The 21,399-nt window shown below is 49.6% G+C and carries 18 protein-coding genes; 12 read left to right on the top strand and 6 right to left on the bottom strand.

Annotation, left to right across the window (positions count from 1 at the left end):
- Positions 1-111: 111 nt before the first annotated feature.
- Positions 112-2,484 carry an ABC transporter permease gene (locus AC2YIT_RS12640; RefSeq protein WP_487279397.1) on the top strand — a complete coding sequence of 791 codons (2,373 nt, stop codon included), beginning with the start codon at positions 112-114 and terminating at the stop codon, positions 2,482-2,484.
- A gap of 97 nt (positions 2,485-2,581) precedes the next feature.
- Positions 2,582-4,984 (top strand): ABC transporter permease, encoded by a 2,403-nt coding sequence (locus AC2YIT_RS12635; RefSeq protein WP_487279396.1) that lies wholly within the window; start codon positions 2,582-2,584, stop codon positions 4,982-4,984.
- Here the strand turns inward: AC2YIT_RS12635 and AC2YIT_RS12630 are convergent, their stop codons facing one another.
- The 3 genes from AC2YIT_RS12630 to AC2YIT_RS12620 form a co-directional block, all read right to left on the bottom strand.
- Positions 4,985-5,326, bottom strand: a complete 342-nt coding sequence (locus tag AC2YIT_RS12630) for a DUF5615 family PIN-like protein (protein WP_430845104.1) — start codon at positions 5,324-5,326, stop codon at positions 4,985-4,987. It lies immediately after the preceding gene.
- Positions 5,323-5,553: a DUF433 domain-containing protein gene (locus AC2YIT_RS12625; protein WP_430845103.1), complete on the bottom strand. Its 231-nt coding sequence runs from the start codon at positions 5,551-5,553 to the stop codon at positions 5,323-5,325. The genes AC2YIT_RS12630 and AC2YIT_RS12625 overlap by 4 nt, the downstream gene beginning before the upstream one ends.
- Before the next feature lie 65 nt (positions 5,554-5,618).
- Positions 5,619-6,863, bottom strand: a complete 1,245-nt coding sequence (locus AC2YIT_RS12620) for an MFS transporter (protein WP_487279395.1) — start codon at positions 6,861-6,863, stop codon at positions 5,619-5,621.
- 226 nt (positions 6,864-7,089) lie between these two features.
- On the opposite strand from AC2YIT_RS12620, the gene AC2YIT_RS12615 reads away from it, so the two are divergent.
- The 9 genes from AC2YIT_RS12615 (at position 7,090) to AC2YIT_RS12575 (ending at position 16,981) form a co-directional block, all read left to right on the top strand.
- Positions 7,090-7,554 carry a hypothetical protein gene (locus tag AC2YIT_RS12615; RefSeq protein WP_430845101.1) on the top strand — a complete coding sequence of 155 codons (465 nt, stop codon included), beginning with the start codon at positions 7,090-7,092 and terminating at the stop codon, positions 7,552-7,554.
- A 19-nt stretch (positions 7,555-7,573) separates the two neighbouring features.
- Positions 7,574-8,476, top strand: a complete 903-nt coding sequence (locus AC2YIT_RS12610) for a winged helix-turn-helix domain-containing protein (protein WP_430845099.1) — start codon at positions 7,574-7,576, stop codon at positions 8,474-8,476.
- Positions 8,477-8,482: 6 nt separating this feature from the next.
- Positions 8,483-10,891, top strand: coding sequence for an ABC transporter permease (locus AC2YIT_RS12605; protein ID WP_487279394.1), 2,409 nt, complete (start codon positions 8,483-8,485; stop codon positions 10,889-10,891).
- A gap of 235 nt (positions 10,892-11,126) precedes the next feature.
- On the top strand, positions 11,127-11,789 hold the full coding sequence (locus AC2YIT_RS12600; RefSeq protein WP_015814340.1) for an ABC transporter ATP-binding protein: 663 nt from the start codon (positions 11,127-11,129) through the stop codon (positions 11,787-11,789).
- 20 nt (positions 11,790-11,809) lie between these two features.
- On the top strand, positions 11,810-13,123 hold the full coding sequence (locus AC2YIT_RS12595) for a TolC family protein (RefSeq protein ID WP_487279393.1): 1,314 nt from the start codon (positions 11,810-11,812) through the stop codon (positions 13,121-13,123).
- A 235-nt stretch (positions 13,124-13,358) separates the two neighbouring features.
- Complete coding sequence (locus tag AC2YIT_RS12590; protein ID WP_487279392.1) at positions 13,359-14,033, top strand: hypothetical protein; 675 nt, start codon at positions 13,359-13,361, stop codon at positions 14,031-14,033.
- Between the two features lie 6 nt (positions 14,034-14,039).
- Positions 14,040-14,732 carry an outer membrane protein gene (locus AC2YIT_RS12585; protein ID WP_430845092.1) on the top strand — a complete coding sequence of 231 codons (693 nt, stop codon included), beginning with the start codon at positions 14,040-14,042 and terminating at the stop codon, positions 14,730-14,732.
- 82 nt (positions 14,733-14,814) lie between these two features.
- The gene (locus tag AC2YIT_RS12580; RefSeq protein WP_430845090.1) at positions 14,815-15,510 is read left to right on the top strand and encodes a GDSL-type esterase/lipase family protein; all 696 of its coding nucleotides are present in this window, start codon (positions 14,815-14,817) and stop codon (positions 15,508-15,510) included.
- A gap of 127 nt (positions 15,511-15,637) precedes the next feature.
- A complete protein-coding gene (locus AC2YIT_RS12575) occupies positions 15,638-16,981 on the top strand; it encodes an FGGY-family carbohydrate kinase (RefSeq protein WP_430845089.1) in 1,344 nt (447 codons plus the stop codon).
- Here the strand turns inward: AC2YIT_RS12575 and recG are convergent, their stop codons facing one another.
- A complete protein-coding gene (gene recG, locus AC2YIT_RS12570; protein WP_487279391.1) occupies positions 16,982-19,102 on the bottom strand; it encodes an ATP-dependent DNA helicase RecG in 2,121 nt (706 codons plus the stop codon).
- 183 nt (positions 19,103-19,285) lie between these two features.
- On the opposite strand from recG, the gene AC2YIT_RS12565 reads away from it, so the two are divergent.
- Entirely contained in the window at positions 19,286-19,786 is a 501-nt protein-coding gene (locus AC2YIT_RS12565) for a DUF2911 domain-containing protein (RefSeq protein WP_430845086.1), read from the top strand.
- Positions 19,787-19,846: 60 nt separating this feature from the next.
- Here the strand turns inward: AC2YIT_RS12565 and AC2YIT_RS12560 are convergent, their stop codons facing one another.
- Both AC2YIT_RS12560 and AC2YIT_RS12555 read right to left on the bottom strand, forming a co-directional pair.
- Positions 19,847-20,893: a hypothetical protein gene (locus tag AC2YIT_RS12560; protein WP_487279390.1), complete on the bottom strand. Its 1,047-nt coding sequence runs from the start codon at positions 20,891-20,893 to the stop codon at positions 19,847-19,849.
- A 183-nt stretch (positions 20,894-21,076) separates the two neighbouring features.
- A complete protein-coding gene (locus AC2YIT_RS12555; RefSeq protein WP_430845085.1) occupies positions 21,077-21,373 on the bottom strand; it encodes a winged helix-turn-helix domain-containing protein in 297 nt (98 codons plus the stop codon).
- Positions 21,374-21,399 lie beyond the last annotated feature (26 nt).

The following is a 21,399-nucleotide window of genomic DNA, read 5'->3' as shown; positions in this document are numbered from 1 at the left end:
AGAGGGAGGATGGAGGAAGGGGAAGATGGAAAAGTTTCCTATTCTCCATGCTGCTTCTTCCCTTTCCTTCCCTTTCTCCCGTTCCTCCTTTCCTTCCAAACCCCAAAACCTATGCTCAAAAGCTACCTTAAAATCGCCATCCGCAACCTGTGGAAGCACAAGCTGTTCTCTTTCATCAACATCGTCGGTCTTGGCCTCGCTATGGCGTTTTGCTTTATGCAGCTCATACAGGTGCAAAGCAGTTTTGAAAAGGATTCTTTCCATCCCTATCCGGAGCGTACGTTCCGCATCCTTACCGACGCTACCGACAATGTCGGCGAAAAGCATTCACTTGCTTCAACGCCGTTCCCCCTCGGCCAAATGCTGGCGAACGGGCAGAGTGTAATCGAAAAGACGGTGCGCATTAACCGGTCGTTCGGCACAAATCTGAGCAACGGCATCAAAACACTCCGCACATACGGAATTTATGTAGAGCCCGCGTACTTTGAAATCTTTGGATTCCCATTGGAAAAAGGGAAACCGGCCACCGAACCCTGGACGGCTGTGCTCACGCACGAGATGGCGGAACGCTACTTCGGCGACGCCGATCCGATAGGCAAAACACTTACAAACAGCGAGGTAGGGACATTCACCATTACCGGTGTTTTCAAGCCGCTCAAAAGATTCCGGACGCATTTGGATACCGACATGGTGATATCAATGGCTACGCTGCCGCTCATGCAAAAGGACTTCAAAGCCGAGGACTGGCTTAGCTATAACACCTACACTTTTGTATTTCTTACCAAAGGCTCTTCCCGCACAGACCTCGATCAGGCGCTGGCCCGCGTTTCCGCAGAGAACCAGAAGACGGTCCGTTTCAAGGATATTAAAATGCATTCATTCCGCAGCCAGGCGTTATCAGAAATTTCTCCGGACTGGGAGGGGCTGCTGGACAATCCTGGCGTGGAGCCGATGTGGAAAATGGGTGTAAGCCTGCTTATTCCGCTGGTGATTATCGTATTGGCAGGTTTCAACTATATTAACCTCACGCTCACGCGATCGCTCAGCCGAGCACGAGAGGTGGGTGTACGCAAGGTCGCGGGCGCAAAAAAATTTCAGCTGGTCAGCCAGTTCTTAGTCGAAACGGTCGTGATTGCCTTGCTCGCGTTCGGGCTTGGTTATCTCGGGCTGTTATTTTTGCAGGAATACATCCATGTGGGCTGGCTCACATGGGAGGTGGGCGACACGCGCATGCTTTGGGCGATCTTCATCGGCTTCACATTGTTTACCGGCTTCCTGGCGGGCATTCTGCCTGCGAGGATTCTATCATCCTACCAACCGGTCCAGATCCTGAAAGGCGAAATGGCGCCCACCGGGCTGGGCAAATTCGGTTTCCGGAAAACACTCACCGTTATCCAGTTCGTGGTGGCATTGGTCTTCATGACCGGCACCGGCATTATGAACAGCCAGTTTGAATACATGGCTACCGACAACGAGAATTTCAACCGGAAAAACATCCTGAACGTTTCGCTGGCACCCGACAGCGATTTCAAACTTCTGGCCAATGAGATGGGCAGAGAAGCGGGTGTCAAACGCGTAGGCCTTACCTCCGCCACCTTGAATGAAGGCGCGGGAAAAGCTAAACTTTCACCGTTATCTCAGAAAGGCCAGGTTAATCCGGTAGAAAGCTTCATTTATGCATCCGACCGGAATTTTATCGAGAATATGCGGCTGCAATTCATCGCCGGTGAAAATGTCCCCGCCTCTACTGACACCACCATCCATTTCGTGGTCCTGAACCAAAGAGCGGCGCAGTCGCTCGGATGGAAAAACCCAAAGGAGGCGGTTGGACAAACGATCCTGCTGAATGAGACGCAGGTGATTGTATCGGGGATTGTGAAAAATTTCTGTTTTATGCGTTATGAGTTGCCGGTGGCACCACTCGTGCTCGCTTTCGATCCGCGTGAAATCAAAGTACTTTCTTTGGAAGTAGCCGCGGGGACCGATCGTGAACGCCTCGCTGCCGCATTGGGCAAGATCTGGAAACGGTATCATCCGCACGAGTCGTTTGTGTATTCCTGGTATGAAGACCAGCTTTACGAGGATTATCTGGAAAATGAAGATCAGAAGATCACCGATTTGCTGGTATTCGTCGTATTCACGATCGCGGCAATGGGTTTGCTGGGAATGGTCACCTATTCCACCGCCAAGCGTGTAAAAGAAGTGGGCGTGCGAAAAGTAATGGGCGCCAGTACAGCCCAGATCATGCAACTACTATCCGGCGCATTTGTGAAGCTGATCCTGGTCGCAGCGATCATCGCGATGCCGATCGGCTATGGGCTTGGGGCGCTGTTTCTCAATATTTTCACCTACCACCCAAGCCTGGGCCCAGGCGTATTTCTCACTTGCATGGGTAGCCTCGGGCTCATTGGCTTGCTCACCATCGGTATCCAGACATACAAAGCGGCCGTTACGAATCCGGCGGAGACTTTACGGAATGATTAAAGGGGAGGAAAGGGAGGATGGAGAACACCACTGTTAAAAAACGTTAAACAAACTACCACTGACAGTCAGCCAGTTGATAAACTACTAGTTTTGAAACATGCTGAAAAACTACTTCAAAATCGCTTGGCGTAATTTGCTGAAACGCCGCTTTTATGCGTTGATAACGATCCTCGGTCTTACCGTCGGGATGACGTTCTCGTTCCTGATGATGAGCTACATCTGGGGCGAGCTTCGCGTGAATGCCGATCTCCGGAATGCAAAGAACCAGTACATCATCCGCAGCCAGTGGACCGACCCGAATATGGGACTGGATCTCACCACCCTGGGGCCGCTTGGAAAAGCATTGAAAACCGATTACCCCAATCTGGTTGCAAACTACTACCGCTACGACGCCATTACTGTGGCCGTATCGCATGGCGACAAGCATTTCAGGGAGGATGTGCAGACGGGAGACTCGACCCTCTTGGCTATGTACGGTTTCCCGCTCCGGTACGGGCAGGCAGAAACTGCATTGAATGCGCCCAATTCGATCGTAGTCACCGAAAACAAGGCAATGAAATACTTCGGCCGGACAGACGTCGTAGGCGAGTCGCTTACGCTGCACAATTTCTCAGGCGGCAAGCAGGAGTATCAGATTACTGCGGTGATGAAAAACCCTCCCTTCAATTCCGTAACCCATTTGTTGAATACCGGGGCGGAAATTTTCTTTCCATTCAGCAGCCTTGAAGGGCGCAAGGGCTCGGAGGATAACTGGGGCTTTGCATTTATGGTTAATTATATCGAACTAAAAGATGGCGTTTCACCCGCCGACCTCGCCAAACCCATCGCCCGCGAGCTCGCGACAAATGCACCGGAGGCCATCCGGACCAAACTGAAAATACACCTGACCCCACTCGGCGAGTACTACCGCGAAGCAAACAATGGAATCGTCAACAAAATGCTCCTGACGCTTTCGGGTATTACACTGTTCATTTTACTGATGGCAATTGTCAATTTCGTAAACATCTCCATCGGCAGCTCATCATCCCGTTTGAAAGAGATAGGTGTACGAAAAGTATTGGGCAGCCTCCAACAGCAGCTTATCGGGCAGTTTCTGGCCGAATCTGTCCTCCTCGCACTTTTGGCGATGCTTATTTCGCTGGCGTTATATGTGCTATTGCGACCATTTTTCAGTGGTATTTTGGGCAAGGAAATAGCGTCGCTCTGGTCACTGCCACCTTATTTGTTGATAGCCCCGATATTTATTTCCATACTGGTGGGACTGCTGGCCGGTTTGTTCCCGGCACTGGTGCTCTCGCGGATTCCGTCGGTGGAATCGATGAAGGGAAAACTGAAATCCGTCCGGGACAATATCCTTTTTCGTCGCTCGCTTATCTCATTACAGTTCGTGATCGCATTGTTTGTCTTTGCCGGGGCTGGCATTGTGACACGGCAGGTCGATTACTTTTTCAATAAAAATCTCGGGTATAACAAAGAATCAATGGTAACCCTCGGTGTCCCGCGCGACTGGACGCCGACAGGGCAGGCTAAAATGGAACGGGTGCGCGACGGACTCTCCCGCCTGAAAGAGATCAAGCACATTTCACTTTCCTACGAAATTCCAAACGGCAATGGCGGCTATTTTGGCTTCTACAAACCCGGTCAGGATTCCACAGAAGCTGTTCTGACCACCGTACTACGCACGGATGTCGCCTATGCCAAAACATATGATATAAAACTGATAGCCGGTGAGTTCTTACAATCGGCGAACACCGCTTACCAACCCGACCGCATCGTCATGAATGAAACGGGTGTCAAATCCCTCGGGTATGCAAGCGCGCACGAGGCGCTCGGGAAGCAGGTACGGGTACATTTTTATCCAAAACCACTAACCATTGTAGGCGTGGCGCAGGATTTCCACTTCGAATCCATGCACCAGGCCATTAAGCCACTGGTGTTCGCCGACGTCCGGGGCACCAATACCTACCGCTACCTGAGCATACGCCTCAACCCTGGTAATATTGGCAACGCTATGGCCACAATCCAGCAAAAATGGCGCGAACTCATGCCGGATGCCCCGTTCGAATACGTATTTATGGATGAAACCCTGCAGAAATTATATCGATCTGAAATCCAACTTAAAAAGGCCTCCCGCGTTGCGACGTTTCTCTCGGCGGTTATCGTATTGCTCGGCATCCTCGGAATGGTTTCACTCAATGTCGCCCGCCGCACCCGCGAGGTAGGGATACGCAAAGTACTGGGAGCAACCAGCGCGCACGTGGTAATGCTTTTTCTCAAAGAATTTCTGGCAATCCTGGCCGGAGCCTTATTAATCGCATTTCCGTTGGCAATGCTATTGGGAAACCGATGGCTGAAAACTTACGCTTACCGCACAGAAATCGGATGGGAAGTATTTGCGGGGATCACAATGGTATTTGGAATGATGATAACCGTGCTCGTCTGTGTGCAGACGTACAAGGCTGCGGTAATGAATCCTGTTGAGAGTTTGAAGAATGACTAGTTAGAATTTAAAGACTTCGTAAATATCAAAATCTGCACTTTGTACGAAGTCTTTGATCGCTTGCGCTTTCTCACGGAGCAGATCTGAAAGTACTTTTGTGGAACAATTTCCTGCTCTGATCCAGACAATTTTAGGAGGTTGTGAAAACTGATTGATAAGTTTGATGAAGTCTTCATCCGCTGTAATCACCGCCTGATAACCGTTGTCGCGGGCAAACATAAAAATCTCGTAATCATCTGCGTCTGTAAGACCCAACTGCCGTACATGGTTCAAAGTATCAAACTGATGTGCCAGCAATGGCAAAATCCGTTGTGAGATATTCTGATCAATCAGAACCTTCATGCAGCAACGTCATAAAGCGTCCTCTTCAGTTGGTCCGCGGAGAATTCCAAGGCAACAGTAATATCTTCTCTGGTCAACTCAGGGAAATCCTCTAAAATATCATCAAATGACATCCCCGAGGCCAGCCAGCGCAAAATATCTTCGACTGTGATACGCATACCTCTGATACAGGGCTTACCACTCCTTTTCCCAGGTTCCAGCGTTATGATATTTTTGTAGATATACATACTGAGTAGTCTGTCTGATGCTTAACAAAAATAACGATTTACCACAGCATAAACCAAAGTACTCACTAACTCAATTTAACCGAAAACAAATCCTTCGAACGCAAGTACACCCAGGAGACGACAATGAGCGTCAGCACGCCTCCCATCATGACGGAGGAAACAGTACCGAATGCCTTGGCCATGACGCCGGATTCGAAGGCGCCAAGCTCGTTGGAGGAGCTGACGAATATACCGTTGACGGCCGCTACCCGGCCGCGCATTTCATCGGGAGGATAGATTTGCAGGATCGTCTGACGGATGATGACGCTTACGCTGTCGAATACGCCGGTCGCGAAAAGCGCACCGCAGGAGAGCATAAAGTTGGTAGAAGCCGCAAAAACCAGCGTGAATATGCCAAAACCGGCCACTGCTACGAGCATATTGCGCCATGCATTATGCGTAGGCGGGAAATAAGCCATTGCGAACATGGTCAGCATGGAGCCGATGGAAGGTGCCGCTCGCAGCAGACCAAGCCCTTCCGGCCCGACTTTCAGAATATCCTCGGCGAAAATGGGCAGCAAAGCAATTACGCCGCCGAAAAGCACCGAGAACAAATCGAGTGTCATGGCATAGAACACAATGCGCGTTTTAAAGACAAACTTGAAACCTTCTTTCAGGCTTTCCATGATCGGCGTGACAATCTTCGGAAACTCCGGGCGCGTTTTGATCATGCCCAGCAAAACCCAGCAAACCACGAAGTTGACGATGACGATCAGCAATGTTTGGGTAAGCCCAAGGTAAGCGTACATAAAACCCGCAGCAGCCGGGCCGATAATGGCGCCTGCCTGCGAAAAAGAACTGCTCCAGGTAGATGAGTTATGGTAGATCGTTCTCGGTACAAGGAAGGGTTTGAGTGAGCTTGCAGCAGGCGAGTAGAAGCCTTTTGCAAAACCTATTAATCCAAAAACAGCATAAATGACCGCCAGATGCTGCCACTCCGCCAGCTTGTTGTAAATACCCGGCTGAAAAGCGGTGTACAAGATCCCGGACCCTAGCAAGATCACCACCAGACTAATATGCATGATGCTGATCTTGTTCTTCTGATCGGCCACATAGCCCCCAAACAACGAAGTAACAATGAACGGAATCGCCTCTGCCAGTCCCACGAGGCCCAATGCGAGCGGATCGTGCGTGGTTTTGTACAGTTCATAACCCACGATCACTTCCTGAACGCGGATGGTGGCAGAGAAAAGGAAGGAATTCGATACAAAAAACCGGAAATCAGAATAGCGGAGCGCTGCGTAAGGATCGTTGGATGCTACTGTTTTCAAGTGAGTGTTTGGGTGGTGTAAAAAAGTAACATCGGTGCCGTAAAAGAATGTTCTGCTTTAACTGAAAATTAATGCCTTTTACTGACCCAATCCTATAAAAGGCTGTTAAAGTGCCAAAATCAATGTTTTACATTTCGTTTACATTGTTTTACAAGCATTTGTTCGCGTGCTCCACGGTCATCGGTACTTTTGGCCAGCAGTCAAAATCATCAAAACACATTTGGATATGAACTTCAAAGCAATCAAAATCATCTTCCCGGCAACGGTCCTGTTATACTCGCTGCAAGCCACGGTGGCGCTGCCGAAGTCTGCCGGTTCGTCTGACGAAAATACCCTGCTCGTAAACGGTCGCGTAATCTCGCCAGAGCAGTTTGCACACGTCACCCGGGGTACGCTGACGCTCGTAAAAAGTAATTCGGCTTCCGGCCAGCAAGCAAACGTACCCTTCCTGATTTACCTGAAACGCGGCGGCATGATCGTCAATCCCGAATCCCATGCACACAACTTTGCAGTATGGAGCTCCGAAATTCGCGATATTCTGGAATTCGCCGAGGCCGGTGACCAGCTCATTATCGATCCCGTCAAACCTCAAAATACCTCTGCGAGAAAAGTTATAATTATCAAAAAGACGCAAATCATCCCGCGATTCCAGTGGTTTTATGTTTCGAAACAGAAAAAGGACAATTGCTGAAATTCGTTAAATTTGATGATTGGTCCGAGGCTTTATGATGCGGTATTTCAAAGCGGTTTTCACAGGGTTCCTGCTCGTAACATGCATATGTGCGGGACGTCCGCTCATGGCCAACAGCGACGCCGTTCGCTTTTCTGAAAATGTCAACCTGTCGCTCCGGCGGACGGTCGATCTACTGCTGCGAGCCAATGGAGATTCCCTCTCACAGATCCCGCCGGTGAAGCAAACGGATGCCAACACGTTTTCGGTGCAAATGGACCATATGTTCGACTATGACAAACTACCCGAAACATTGCAACGTTCATTCGATTCCTATCATATCGACCGGCCGTACAGTGTCGCCGTATTGAATTGCAAAACCGGCGAAGTAAGTCTCGGATACCAGTTCTTCGACCTGAACCAACCCGGCGGGGTGCCGTGTAGAGGGCGCTCGCGCGAGGCGGGCTGCTACATGCTGCAAGTCCGCTTCACGCCGGAAGCCGCCAAACCCCAGGCTACCGGCAATACCTGGCTGCTGATCACAGTGGGCGGTACGCTGGCCGGGCTGGGTTTTATCGCCTGGAACAGGTCGCGGCACAAAAAAACACCGGAAAATGTACCGCAAAATACGCCGGCTTCACATTCGCGCATTGCATTCGGTAACTCCTGGCTGGACACCACCAACCAATCACTCTTCAACAGCCAATCCACCCTGACATTGACGTTCCGCGAAGCAAAGCTGCTTAGCTTGTTCGCCCGAAACATCAACCAGGTCCTGGAACGCGATGCGATTTTAAAATCGGTTTGGGAAGATGAAGGTGTTACCGTGGGAAGGAGCGTCGACGTATTCGTATCGCGCCTCCGCAAAATGCTGGCCGCCGATCCGCAAGTTAAAATCACCGCCATTCACGGCGTAGGCTACAAAATGGAAGTCCATTCCTGAAAATCCATGTTCAAAACCTTTCTGAAAATAGCAGTGCGTCAGCTCTGGCAGGGACGGCTGTATGCGGTGATCAACGTCATCGGTCTGGCAATTGGCACCGCCAGTATGCTCTTCGCGGCCATTTACATCACCGATGAACGCAGTTTCGACGGCTTTCATCACCATAATCCCCATCTCTACCGCATTACCAGTTCCTACCGGGAGCGCGGCGAGCTCATTTCTTCGGGTGGTACCGGCCAGGTACAGGGCCCGGCATTTCAGGCGCGGATACCCGAGGTCACACGTTATGCGCGCGTCATGGGCGGGGACATCCACGGAGATGTGCGGCACGGGCACAATGCATTCAAATTACAGCTGCTTTTTGTAGATGCTTCTTTTTTTGACGTGTTCACCTTTCCGTTACTGCATGGCAATGGCCGTACCGCGTTGCAAAACGTCAATTCGGTGGTCGTTACCAAACGTACGGCGATGAAATTCTTTAACCGCACCGATGTGCTGGGCGAGCTGCTGCAAATGGACGCCGACCCGTCGGCGATGCGGATCGGGAAACCGCTGGTCATTACGGGCGTGGCAGAAGATCCGCCTGCCAATTCCTCGGTTCAGTTCGACATCCTCTTTCCATTTGCGTTTATGAAAGTATCGTTCAACGACGCGAGCTGGCTGAATGCCTATCTGGGAACGTTTGTCGTGCTGCGCCCCGATGCCCAGCCAGATCAGGTTATCCGGAAATTTAACCGCATAGCCGGCGCATTATCCCAAACCCAACGAAAAGACCATCCCGAAGCATTCACCATTACCTATGGCTTACAAAAAATGACCGACATTCACCTGAATACGCAGGAAATTCCCAACCAAAACGGTGAATCCGGCATTGTGAACGCGAGCAGGCCTGTTTATTCCTACATTTTCATCGGCATGGCCGGTTTTATTCTGATCATGGCCAGCATCAACTTTATTAACATTCACATGGCTTCTTCGATGAAGCGCGCAAAGGAAGTCGGGATACGTAAGGCCACCGGAAGTGGCAGCGGAGCGATCGTCGTGCAGTTTCTCGGCGAATCGGCTATTCTGGTAGGGATTTCAATCGTTCTTGCATTTATACTCGTGATGTTACTGCTGCCGGCATTTAATCACTTATCTCAAAAGCAAATCGCACTGAATCGGCTATGGAGCCCGGAAACGGCAGGTTGGCTGGCATTTATTTTCGTGATAAACATCGCTTGCGCCGCACTCTATCCCGCCTGGCTAATTTCCAGGCTAAATCCGGTTGAAACGCTCTATTCCAAAGCCTCGCTTGCCGGTAAAAATCCGACCGGGAATGTGCTCATGGTTTTCCAGTTTGCGATAGCGATGCTGCTGGGCATCGCGAGTATGGTATTTTACAGGCAAATGCACTTCATCAGGTCCAAAAACCTAGGTTATAATCCTGATCAGATCGTCAAAATAGCCATTCACGGTGAGCGGGATGTTCAGCGGGTGCACAAGCGCTTCCGGAACGAGCTGGCGGGCGACCCTGCATTCGGGGCGATCTCGCTTGCGGGTGAGTTTGGCAATCGTGATGTAGTGGTGAAGGGGCAAAAAATTCTTGCAAATGTGCGTACGATCGATGCCGATTATCTTCCGATGCTTGAAATGAAGCTGCTTCAAGGCCGCAACTTCTCCCTCGCTTTCGCTTCCGACGAAACTTTCGGGGTATTGGTCAATGAAGCGTTTATCAAAAAAGCAGGCATTACCGACCCGGTCGGAAAGACGTTAATGCCCGACGATTATTTTGGAAAGCAGGGCCTGACCATCCTCGGCGTTATCGGTGACTTTCATTTCAGCTCGCTCAAAGAGCGCATCGGACCTATGATTATGCCTATGAGCACACATTACGGAGGCGGGGAACTATGGATTAAAATCGCCCAAAACAGGGAGTTATATGCCATTAGTAAGCTTAAAACGACGTTTAAGAAGATTTTACCCGACGCTGTTTTTGACTACACCTTCCTGCACGACGCTAACGCACGTGCCTACGCAACCGAACTTCGCTGGCAGCAGATCATCACGGTGGCGACCATAGTGGCCGTGGTCATTTGTAGCCTGGGACTCTTCGGTCTCACGCATCTTGCCATCACGCAACGCCGGCGCGAAACGGGCATACGGGTCGTGCTGGGTGCGACGGGTTATGATATTGCGCTGGTTTTTTCCAGAAACTTCATCCACATCATCTTTATTGCCTTTTTCATCGCTTCCATCTCGGGCCACTACCTGATGCAATCATGGCTTGGTCAGTTTACCTACCATGCCGGCCTGCAATGGTGGATGTATGTCTGCCCGGGAGCCGTGGCAATGGGACTGGCATTGTTTACTGTATTTGCCCAGGCTTTGAGTGCCGCCGCCGCGGATCCGGTGAAGGTTTTAAGGTCCGAATAACGTCCATTTCACAATGGCAAGTCCCAGGTTCCGAACGCGTCCGATTGCGTACACATTTTGTACGGTATCGGACGCACGCCCGTTAGCATCATTTTAAAACAACATGAAAATCAATTATTTACACTTTTGGCAAGGCTTTTTAAAATAGGACTGGCATAAGAGACGAGGATGTAAGCATTTGTTTTTAAAACAGGTTGTCCGTAATTACATACCAAATCTCAAACATCCAATTTTTATGATCCAGTTAGAAAAGATATCCAAATATTACCCGGCAGGTTTTGGCAAAACATACGTGTTGCGCCACATTGATTTGAACATTAAAGAAGGTGAATTTGTGTCGATTATGGGTCCGTCGGGCTCCGGCAAATCCACTTTGTTACATATACTGGGCTTGTTGGAAGAGCCGTCCGAAGGTGAATACCTCTTCCTCGACGAGCCGGTTCAGAAACTCTCCGAGAAGAAGCGTACCGAATTGCACCGCCACCACATCGGTTTTGTGTTCCAGGCCTATCACCTGATCGACGAACTGACGGTTTATGAAAACATCGAGACCCCGCTTTTGTACAAAGGCACGTCGTCGTCGGAGCGCAAGAGCCGGGTGGCGGAACTGCTCGACCGCTTCAATATGGTTGCGAAGAAAGACCTGTTCCCGCACCAGCTTTCGGGCGGCCAACAGCAACTGGTAGGCGTTGCCCGGGCGATCGTACACAACCCGAAAGTGATTTTCGCCGACGAACCGACCGGCAACCTGCATTCGGAACAGGCGATCGAGATCATGGAATTATTTCAAAAGCTTAACCAAGAAGATAAAGTCACCATCGTTCAGGTAACCCACTCGGAAACCAATGCAGGTTACGGCAACCGGATTGTCCGGTTGAAGGACGGATGGCTGGCGTAACCTAACTCAATCTATTAGCCATGAAACGTTTTATTTTACTTTTCTGCCTGTTGCCATTACTCGGTCAGGCGCAATCCAAGTTGAGCCTCGCCGATTGCGTGGACCTGCTGGCCAAAAACAACCTCATTTACCAGCAGGGTACATTGCAGGCGGAAGCGGCGCAGGCACAGCTACGGCAGACAAAATCACAGATCTTCCCTCAGATCTACATTTCGGCTGACCAAAGCCTTAACCTGGGCCGCAGTATCGACCAGTACACCAATACGTATATAGACCAGCTTTACAGCTACAATGCGATCAGTACGGGGTTCCAAATGCCCGTTTTCCAGGCCGGAAAGTTGCAGAACCAGACCCGCCAGGGGACATTGCTGAAAGAGTCGGCGATGGAAAACCGCACAGCCGTGCTGAATGCGCAAACCATCCTGCTCATGCAAGGCTACGTGAATGTGCTCGCAACCAAGGCATTGCTCGAAGCTGCCAATGAGCAGGTAGCTTCTTCGCAGCAACAGGTAGATAAGGTACAGAAGCAGGTAAACGCTGGAACAGCCGGGAACAACCTTCTTGCCGAGATCAAGGCCCAGCTTTCGAACGACAAGTATTTGCAGGTAACGGCACTTAGCAATTACCATACGGCGCGGCTTGCATTGTTTCAGCGGATGAATATCACGCCGGATGACAATGTGGAATTCGAGCCGCTATTACCCAAGGAAAGCGTTACGCCCGCGGCTGCCAATGCTACGGAACTGTACGAGAATGCATCCAAGTCTTTCCCGGAAATCCGCAGCGCTGAGTTGAACCGCCAGAGCTACAAGTACCTGGTGAAGTCGATTAAGGCATTGAACTATCCTTCGTTGAACCTTAGTACGAATGTGCGGGCATTCTACGCGTCGACAAACGACAACCTCGATTATTTCAAACAGCTGAATGCGACACGCAACGGCTATATTAACCTGGGTCTGAACATTCCGATCATGGGCCGTTGGGTTACCCGGCCACGCGTGGAGCTGGCGAAAGTGCAGGAGCGCCAGGCGCAAAATACCCTCGACATCACCAACCAGCAGCTTCGGCAGGCGATTGAAACCGCTGTGCTAAACCTGAACGCCATGGCCGACAAACATGCAGCCGCAGAAGGCCAGGTAGAATCACTCGGAGCCGCATTCGCGGTAGTGGAGAGCAAATTCAATGCGGGTGTAGCCAGTATTTTCGAATACACCCTTTCGAAAGCGAAACTCGCACAGGCCCAAGGCATCGCTATTCAGGCAAAATATGATTACCTGATGCAACAGAGATTATTGCAATACTACCGTCAGGGCAACTGGCAAGGGGTGTTTTAGGTGGTAGGCTGTAAGCTTTAGGCTCTAAGCTGTAAGCAGTAAGACATAAAAGGGAGATCAGCTTATAGCCTAAGGCTTACAGCTTAAAGCCCCAAAGACTGTTAGGTTAAATTTGGTATCGGTAATTCTTAGAGGCAGCCAGGCGCATTGGCTGCCTCTTTTTGTTAAATAAACCTAAATTATTAGGTGGTTACATTATGGTGCGTAAATTAGGTGCAAACTAAATTTATGGACCATGAAAAAACTTTTTCTATTGTTACTGCCGGGGATGCTGCTACTGGCAGGAAGTGCGGAGGCGCAGTTGCAGAAAGGCGTGAAATATTGGGGCGCGACGATTAATTTCCGCGGTGAATTTTTCCATGATATGGAAGATGGCAGTAATGTTCATAACCGCAAAACCAGCAATCCTTCCGTTATGCCCGAAGCACAGATAGGCTGGTTTGTTTCCGGTAAAACCATGCTAGGAGTCGGATTAAGATACAGTCTGAGCTACCAAAAGGATGACCAAAGCCCACTTGACTACGAGGTCAGGTCTTTCGGTCAATCTCTGCAATTACTTCCATTCATCCGACAATACTACACTCTGAACGACCGGTGGGCCATCTTTGTCCATGGGGAATTAGGACCGACCTATTCCTGGTCGAAAACCAAAAACGGAGGGCTAATACCGTCCACCAGCAAAAGCGATTACTGGCAATATGGGTTGAGTGTAAAACCCGGTGTGGTTTACACATTTCCTAACAAGAAGTGGTCGATAGAGGCGTATACCAATTTTCTCGCCCTCAATTTCAACTATCAGCCTTCTTATGACGGTGCTGACCGGCAATTCAAATTCGGAACGGGCCTGACCACCAGTTTTCCGTCCTATTTCTCTCTCCGCATTGCCCGGTACATCCAACCTGAAAACTGATCAGCCATGAAAAATATTAAAACCAGCATCCTAATTGTCATGCTTGTATTGGTGCATGCACTCGCCAACGCCCAGTTCAAGGAAGGAGAGTCATTCATAGACGGGGCTTTCCAGGTAAATCTTTTTGATTCCAAGGCTAAGGACACAGACTCCCAATACAGGCTCTATGGACACAACATCGATGTGTCGCTGGGCAAGTTCCGGAGTGGTACAAAAGCTGTCGGGTGGTCGTTGAGCAATAATCTCGCTATCCAAAAAGTCAAAAGCTTGACTTTCGAGCCGAAACCACTTCAGAATCTCGGTTTCAGCATTTCGCGCTTCTGGGAATTTTACAAACCTCTGAATGACAAGTTTTCATTGTATGCTCGGCCTAGAATTGGCTTGGGATATAATCTGGCAAATACCTTTGATAACGCCAATGGCAATATCACGACAGAAACCCGCCTTAATTCCATTTCGCTGGTGGCCAACATAGGTGCTGGCATTGCATGGCGCATTGCCCCGAAATGGGCCATTTATGGAGGTGTCGCATTCTCAAATCCGCTCGATGTCTCCTATTCATTTGGTCGGAGGCGTGATGTAGCCAACCCGCGTCCAGACGGACAATATCCCCAAAACAACTTGCGGGGATTCAGCTACCGCTTTGCACCGGATCTGTCGTCCGGTTCAATCGGACTCGGTTTCCGATACTTCTACTGAGCCAAAATTCGAAGATAATCGCTCAAAAATCATTAAAAACCCCTTGGATATGGCTTTTAAGGCCATATCCATTTTTTTAGTAATGAAAAAACACTTTCTAATTGTCCTTTTCGCTGCGTTCAGCGCTTGCCATAAACCACAAACTACCAACCTCGCCGGGCCGTGGGAACCCGATTACGACGTGACCCGCTCGGAAAGCGCTATCAAGGAATTCGAGAGAAAAGACGCGGAACACATGCCGGCACCAGGCGGAATAGTTTTCACAGGCAGCTCTTCATTTACCAAATGGCAGGATGCCGCAAAGGACCTTGCGCCCCTGCCGATCATCAACCGAGGCTTCGGAGGCTCTACCTTACCGGAAGTAATCCATTACTCCGATCGCACGATTACCAAATACAAGCCGAAGACGGTCGTAATCTATTGCGAGAACGATATGTTCGGCAAAAAACCGAAGTCGCCCGAACAGGTGCGCGATGCGTATGTGACGCTGGTGAAGAAGCTTCGCGAGAAACAGCCCGATGTGCAGCTTTACGGGGTGTCGCTGAAACCTTCGCCTTCACGCTGGGCGAAGCGGGAGGATGTGATCAAGGCCAACAAGCTGATCCAGGATTACATTAAAAAGGATAAGAACCACCATTATATCGACGTGTGGCCGGTGATGCTCAAAAACGGCCGCCCGGACGGCGCTATCTTCGTGAGCGACAGCCTGCATATGAATGAGGAAGGTTACAAAAGGTGGACGAAAGTGTTCCGCCCGATACTGGAAAAATCAGTCTGAAAGTATCCTGCACTTTACGGTTTTTTACAAAGATTTTAAAAGAATACATAAGGGTATTGGTTTTAACGTAAAGTCACTATATTGACCGAAAAAATACATTTCCGGGTAAAAAAGTGATATTCCAGTAATGAAAGTAACAGCGGTTTTTGATATTGGCAGGACCAATAAGAAGTATGTACTTTTCAACGAGAAGTATGATATCGTTCATGAGTTTTCAGAATCCCTCCCAGAAACAGTTGACGAAGACGGCTTTCCTACCGAAGATTGTGAATTGTTAACCAAATGGGTGCAGGACCGCTGGGCCGAATTGCTGGCTAATCCGGAATTTGACATCAAAGCGGTAAACGTGGCTGGCTATGGTGCCAGCCTGGTGCATCTCGACGCCGCGAACCGTCCGCTTACGCCGCTGTATTCTTACCTCAAACCGTTCCCGGAAGATCTGTTAAAGCAGTTTTACAGCACCTATGGAGACCCTACCCGCATTTCGTTGCAAACAGGCTCTCCGGCAATGGGGATGCTCAACTCGGGGATGCAGCTGTATTGGCTCAAACATACCAAACCGGAGATTTACAGCCAGATCGCTACGACTTTACATTTACCTCAGTATATCCTGTATCTGCTGACAGGCCGCAAAGTGAGCGATTACACCTCGCTAGGCTGCCATACCGCATTGTGGAGCTTTGAAATGTGGGATTACCACGAATGGGTGAAGCAGGAAGGTATTCATAAGAAACTCGCGCCGGTACTCGCGTCGTCGTCGTTCATTTACCGCCATGGCGACAAGGGCATTCAGTCGGGCTTCGGGCTGCACGACAGCTCCTCGGCGCTGATACCTTACCGGATGGCCGTTAAAAAGCCGTTTGTACTTCTATCGACCGGAACCTGGTGTATCAACTTCAACTCTTTCGCATCGAAACCGCTGACTTCTTACCAGCTCGAACGCGACTGTATGAATTACCTCACACCGGAAGGCAGCGGCGTTACCGCTTCACGCCTGTTCATGGGGCGCGAACACGATTACCAGGTGGCACGCATTGCGGAGTATTTCAAAGTAGCTCCTGATTTTTATAAAAAGGTGGTGTTTGATGAAGATATATTAAAACAGGACACTCCGAAATTCTATACCGCCTGCATGACTGGCAACGGGCCGTTCCCCGAACCAAACACCCAAGAATGGCAGATCAGCGCATTTGCTTCGGCTGAGGCCGCATATCATCATTTGATTAAAGGGCTTTGCGAGCTGCTTTACGTGTCGCTCGACCTCGTGAATATCAACGATGTACATGCTATCTATGTAGACGGTGGATTTGCCCGGAACGAAATATTCACAAGGCTACTAGCGCGGCATTATCCGAACCACAAAGTTTACGTATCGGATCTCCCGTACGCGACGTCCCTGGGGGCTGCGTTGCATGTGACGCGCCCGCAGACGTACGAGTTTGCCAACGAAATACGCGAAATAAAACCTTGATCAGCTGATCCGGCTCCAGTTGGTTTCTTCCTTGCGCAGATTTTCAAGATGGTTGCGTATGGGATAATGAACCGGCTGGAGCAGATCGGGATCGGCCGTCAGAATTTCCTCCGCAGACGCTCGCGCGGCCTTCAATATCTCCCCGTCCTGGGCCAGATTCGCCACCAATAAATCCACCAATCCGCTTTGTTGCGTACCCGAAATGTCGCCTGGGCCACGGAGTTGCAGATCCACTTCTGCTATTTCGAAACCGTCGTTGGTGTTGCACATTGTTTCTATACGCAACTTGGTGTCTTTGCTGAGCTTGTAGTCGGTCATTAGTATACAATATGACTGCTCCGCACCGCGCCCTACCCTGCCCCGCAGCTGGTGCAGTTGCGAAAGTCCGAAACGCTCCGCATTCTCGATTACCATTACCGAGGCATTCGGCACATTCACGCCCACTTCAATCACCGTCGTCGCGACCATGATCTTTGTCTCGCCACGCACGAAACGTGCCATTTCAAAATCCTTGTCCTGCGAACGCATTTTACCGTGCACAATGCTCAGCGGAACGCCCGGAAAAGCCCGTGCCACGCTTTCGTAACCATCCATCAAGTCCTTCAAATCCATTTTTTCGGACTCTTCGATCAGCGGATACACCATATAAACCTGCCGTCCTTTCGCAATTTCATCTTTCAAAAACCCGAAAACCGAAAGGCGGTGCTTATCGAACCGATGGACCGTTTTAATGGGTTTCCGGCCGGCTGGGAGCTCGTTAATGGCCGAAATATCCAGGTCGCCGTACAATGTCATCGCGAGTGTGCGCGGAATCGGCGTGGCCGTCATCACTAGCATATGCGGGTTAATGCGCGAGTTCTTGGCCCAAAGTTTGGCCCGCTGCGCAACCCCAAAGCGATGCTGTTCATCGATAATGCAAAGGCCGAGGTTTTTGAATTGCACTGCATCCTCTATCAATGCGTGGGTGCCGACAATAATATGCAGCGTACCATTCAGCAGTTCGCGATGAATGACATCCCGCTCCTTTTTCTTTGTCGAACCCGTCAGTTTCGCAATGTTGACACCTAGCAGGTCGGCAAATTTTTTGAGACCCTGGTAGTGCTGGTCGGTAAGGATTTCCGTGGGCGCCATGAGGCAAGCCTGCGCGTCGTTATCCAATGCAAAAAGCATGGTGATGAATGCCACGATCGTCTTCCCGGAGCCTACATCGCCTTGTAGCAGGCGGTTCATTTGCTTGCCGGTTTTGAGGTCTTCATGGATCTCGTGCAGTACGCGTATCTGCGCGCCCGTAAGTTTGAAAGGCAAATGTTGTTCATAGAACTCTTTCACCAGCATTGTTTTATCAAAAATCAACCCCGGGTATTCCGTCTTATGCAGCAGCTTGTTCTTGATGAGCCTGAACTGGTTGTAAAATAGTTCTTCGAACTTCAGCCGCCGCTGTGCCTGGTGCAATGTGCGGGCGTCCTGCGGCAAGTGGAAATGCCAGAGGGCCTGCGCTTTGGAAACGAGTCGGTATTTCTCAACCAATGGAGCGGGCAGTGTCTCACGTATATGCGGATGCGCGATTTCGAGCAGGCTCCGCATCATTTTGCTCAAAGCTTTGCTATCGAGAAATTTCTTCCGAAGCTTTTCGGTGAGCGGATAAATCGGTTGCCAATAGCCTGCCGACGCGTTTTCCTGCGTCAGCACTTCTATTTCCGGGTGGGTAATGCTCCATTTGCCGCCATACCGCACCGGAGTTCCGTAAACAATATATTCGCCTCCGCGTTTCAGCCACTTCTCATACCAGGAAATGCTCTGGAACCATACGAGATCCAAATCCCCCGTTCCGTCCTGAAACTGGCCAACGAGCCGCTTTTTACTGCCCTCACCGATCACCGTAAATTCGCGCAGACGCCCCTTTACCTGCGTGGCCGACATTTGCTCGTTCAATTCGCTGAGCCTATGAAAAACGCTGCGGTCTTCGTGGCGGAAAGGATAATGCTGTATAAGGTCGCCGAAGGTAAAAATATTCAGCTCCTGATTGAGCAATGCGGCTTTTTGCGGGCCTACGCCTTTCAGGAATTCGATCTTGGTATCGAAAAAGCGGGTTCTAACAGATGGGTTTGTTTCAGAAGTCATTATTCAAATATAAACCGAAATCATAAAAAACACGGTTTGGAAGTCTCAAATGTTAATCTCTGTTAATGGGGTAGCTATTCCTGCGATTTCGGCTACAACCCGCTTGATTCGCAACTTACGAATGCTTTACTTGCTGCTTCGTATATCTTAACCACCAATCATTTACCAAAATCTACACAACTTATGAAAACCATTTTGTTATCGCTTTTCCTCACCCTGATCGCATTCACCTGGGCATCCGCACAAAGCCCGCATGTAACCGCCAACGGCAAGAATTTGAGCGTAAGGTATGGCCAACCCTCTAAAAAAGGCCGCGTATTGTTTGGAAAAGCAGGAAGCGGCAGCCTCGAACCATACGGCAAGCCATGGCGGATCGGCGCTGACAGTGCGACCACGATCACCTTCAAAAAAGACGCTACATTTGGCGGAAAACCTATCAAGGCGGGCACTTACACGTTGTTCGCGACTCCCAACGAAAAAGAATGGACCATTATCCTAAATAGCCAGCTCGGACAATGGGGCGCCTACGAATACGACAAGCACAAAAGCAAAGACGTAGCGCATATTACCGTTCCGAACAAGAACTATCCTACATCGGAAGAAAAACTGACTTTCACCGTAAAAGACACTTCCCTGGATTTTCAATGGGATAAGGTTGGGTTTTCGGTGCCTGTGAAATTCTGATACTCATATAAACGCAAAAAGACTGGTTTACACCAGTCTTTTTGCGTTTATCAACAATGTCTACCTTCGGGGGGACAGATAAATTCCCATCCCGATGGACTTATCCTGGGTGACCTGATGCCGTTTGTTATTCAACCAGTAACAGACCCATTGTTTTTGCTGATTCGAACTGAGGTCGGTGCATGTACCTAAAATGTATCGGTTATTCAGGCTAAAAGCGATATCGGTTGCGCCTGACAAACTATTTTCCGGAGTACTTAGTACCACTTTCCCTTCGCCGGCGACAAGCATCGCAACATCCAGCTGCTGAGTCAGAGCGGCATTTCCCACAAGGAAAACCTCCCCGCGATCGACACCGATATTCCATACATAACAATCGTTTCCGCCAGACGGCTGAAACAGTCCGTTTTTCCAATAGCCACTCTGAAAATATCCCCCATTTGCCGGGCGATACTCTCCCCCAACAAACACGTCATTCCCAACAACTTCAATTCCATAGCCATGACCGAAACTTTCGGACAATACCGTCTTTTTGCCGTTTTTCCAGAAACAGGGCTTTTCGGCATCCATGCCTGATATGTAAATGTTCTCGTCTTCAAAATCAATATCACTGGCGTATCCTTTGCTTTCATTCAGGAAAGTCATTTTCCCTTCCGTCCAGAGAAACGCGCGGAAGTTTGTGTGCGTTTCGTAAAGCTGGCCAACCAGATATAGCACACCATTATGCACACCGATTGCCTTCACCTCACCGTCTTTTTCTGAATCCAGTATGATTCGTTTTCCGCCTTTCCACAAACAGGGCTTTCCCTGATATTTTCCCGCGGCGACTATTTCCTTATTCACCATAACAATATCGTGGGCGACCGAATAGTGATCATCCAATATCCGGATCGAATCATTTTTCCAGTAACATGCCTTCCATTGATCGCCGCCCGTATTAACAGCACCGGCTATCAGCACATCTACGGAATCTGATGCAAACGGCATCGCATCGACGTCATCAAAATTTTCGGAAGGTTTCGCGGGTACGTCTGTGACATCTTCGTTACAACTCACCAGGAATGCAGACCAAACAATTGTCAGGAAAATGAAAAGCATATTTTTCATAACGATCAGGATTAATTGTTAGCAACACCGCAATGAAATGTCAGCCCGTAAGAACACCAAAAACGATGTCCGATCTGCCCGTATTAAAAATCGAATGGTCTGAAAGCAAGAAACGCAGATCTAGTTCTTGACCAGATCTGCGCTTCTTCTTTTTCTTTGTTCCCTACTCCCTTTCTTCCCCAATTACAAATTCTGCTTAATCATATTCTCCAACACCTGCAAATGCTCCGTGAATGCCTTATGCCCGTGTTCGGTAGCTTTATAGGTCGTGAGCGGTTTGCGGCCGTTGAATTGCTTCTGAAATTCGATGTATTTGATTTCTTCCAACGCCTTTAAATGCGAGGCCAGGTTGCCGTCGGTGAGCTGCAACAATTCTTTCAACTCATTAAAACTCAGGGAATCGTTGACCACGAGCACGGACATAAGCCCAAGCCTGATCTTGCTTTCAAATACCTTGTTAAACTTTTCTAACCACTCCATTACAAATTCCCTGTTACGCGGACGCC

The organism is Dyadobacter sp. SRI_021 (assembly GCF_057586235.1).
This window is presented reverse-complemented; position numbering and strand designations above follow the sequence as displayed.

What these genes read in the sequence shown, in the direction of transcription:
- AC2YIT_RS12640 (WP_487279397.1), top strand. Translation starts at nt 112, where the DNA reads ATGCTCAAAAGCTACCTTAAAATCGCCATCCGCAACCTGTGGAAGCAC.
- AC2YIT_RS12635 (WP_487279396.1), top strand. Translation starts at nt 2,582, where the DNA reads ATGCTGAAAAACTACTTCAAAATCGCTTGGCGTAATTTGCTGAAACGC.
- AC2YIT_RS12630 (WP_430845104.1), bottom strand. Translation starts at nt 5,326, where the DNA reads ATGAAGGTTCTGATTGATCAGAATATCTCACAACGGATTTTGCCATTG.
- AC2YIT_RS12625 (WP_430845103.1), bottom strand. Translation starts at nt 5,553, where the DNA reads ATGTATATCTACAAAAATATCATAACGCTGGAACCTGGGAAAAGGAGT.
- AC2YIT_RS12615 (WP_430845101.1), top strand. Translation starts at nt 7,090, where the DNA reads ATGAACTTCAAAGCAATCAAAATCATCTTCCCGGCAACGGTCCTGTTA.
- AC2YIT_RS12605 (WP_487279394.1), top strand. Translation starts at nt 8,483, where the DNA reads ATGTTCAAAACCTTTCTGAAAATAGCAGTGCGTCAGCTCTGGCAGGGA.
- AC2YIT_RS12600 (WP_015814340.1), top strand. Translation starts at nt 11,127, where the DNA reads ATGATCCAGTTAGAAAAGATATCCAAATATTACCCGGCAGGTTTTGGC.
- AC2YIT_RS12595 (WP_487279393.1), top strand. Translation starts at nt 11,810, where the DNA reads ATGAAACGTTTTATTTTACTTTTCTGCCTGTTGCCATTACTCGGTCAG.
- AC2YIT_RS12590 (WP_487279392.1), top strand. Translation starts at nt 13,359, where the DNA reads ATGAAAAAACTTTTTCTATTGTTACTGCCGGGGATGCTGCTACTGGCA.
- AC2YIT_RS12585 (WP_430845092.1), top strand. Translation starts at nt 14,040, where the DNA reads ATGAAAAATATTAAAACCAGCATCCTAATTGTCATGCTTGTATTGGTG.
- AC2YIT_RS12580 (WP_430845090.1), top strand. Translation starts at nt 14,815, where the DNA reads ATGAAAAAACACTTTCTAATTGTCCTTTTCGCTGCGTTCAGCGCTTGC.
- AC2YIT_RS12575 (WP_430845089.1), top strand. Translation starts at nt 15,638, where the DNA reads ATGAAAGTAACAGCGGTTTTTGATATTGGCAGGACCAATAAGAAGTAT.
- recG (WP_487279391.1), bottom strand. Translation starts at nt 19,102, where the DNA reads ATGACTTCTGAAACAAACCCATCTGTTAGAACCCGCTTTTTCGATACC.
- AC2YIT_RS12565 (WP_430845086.1), top strand. Translation starts at nt 19,286, where the DNA reads ATGAAAACCATTTTGTTATCGCTTTTCCTCACCCTGATCGCATTCACC.
- AC2YIT_RS12560 (WP_487279390.1), bottom strand. Translation starts at nt 20,893, where the DNA reads ATGAAAAATATGCTTTTCATTTTCCTGACAATTGTTTGGTCTGCATTC.
- AC2YIT_RS12555 (WP_430845085.1), bottom strand. Translation starts at nt 21,373, where the DNA reads ATGGAGTGGTTAGAAAAGTTTAACAAGGTATTTGAAAGCAAGATCAGG.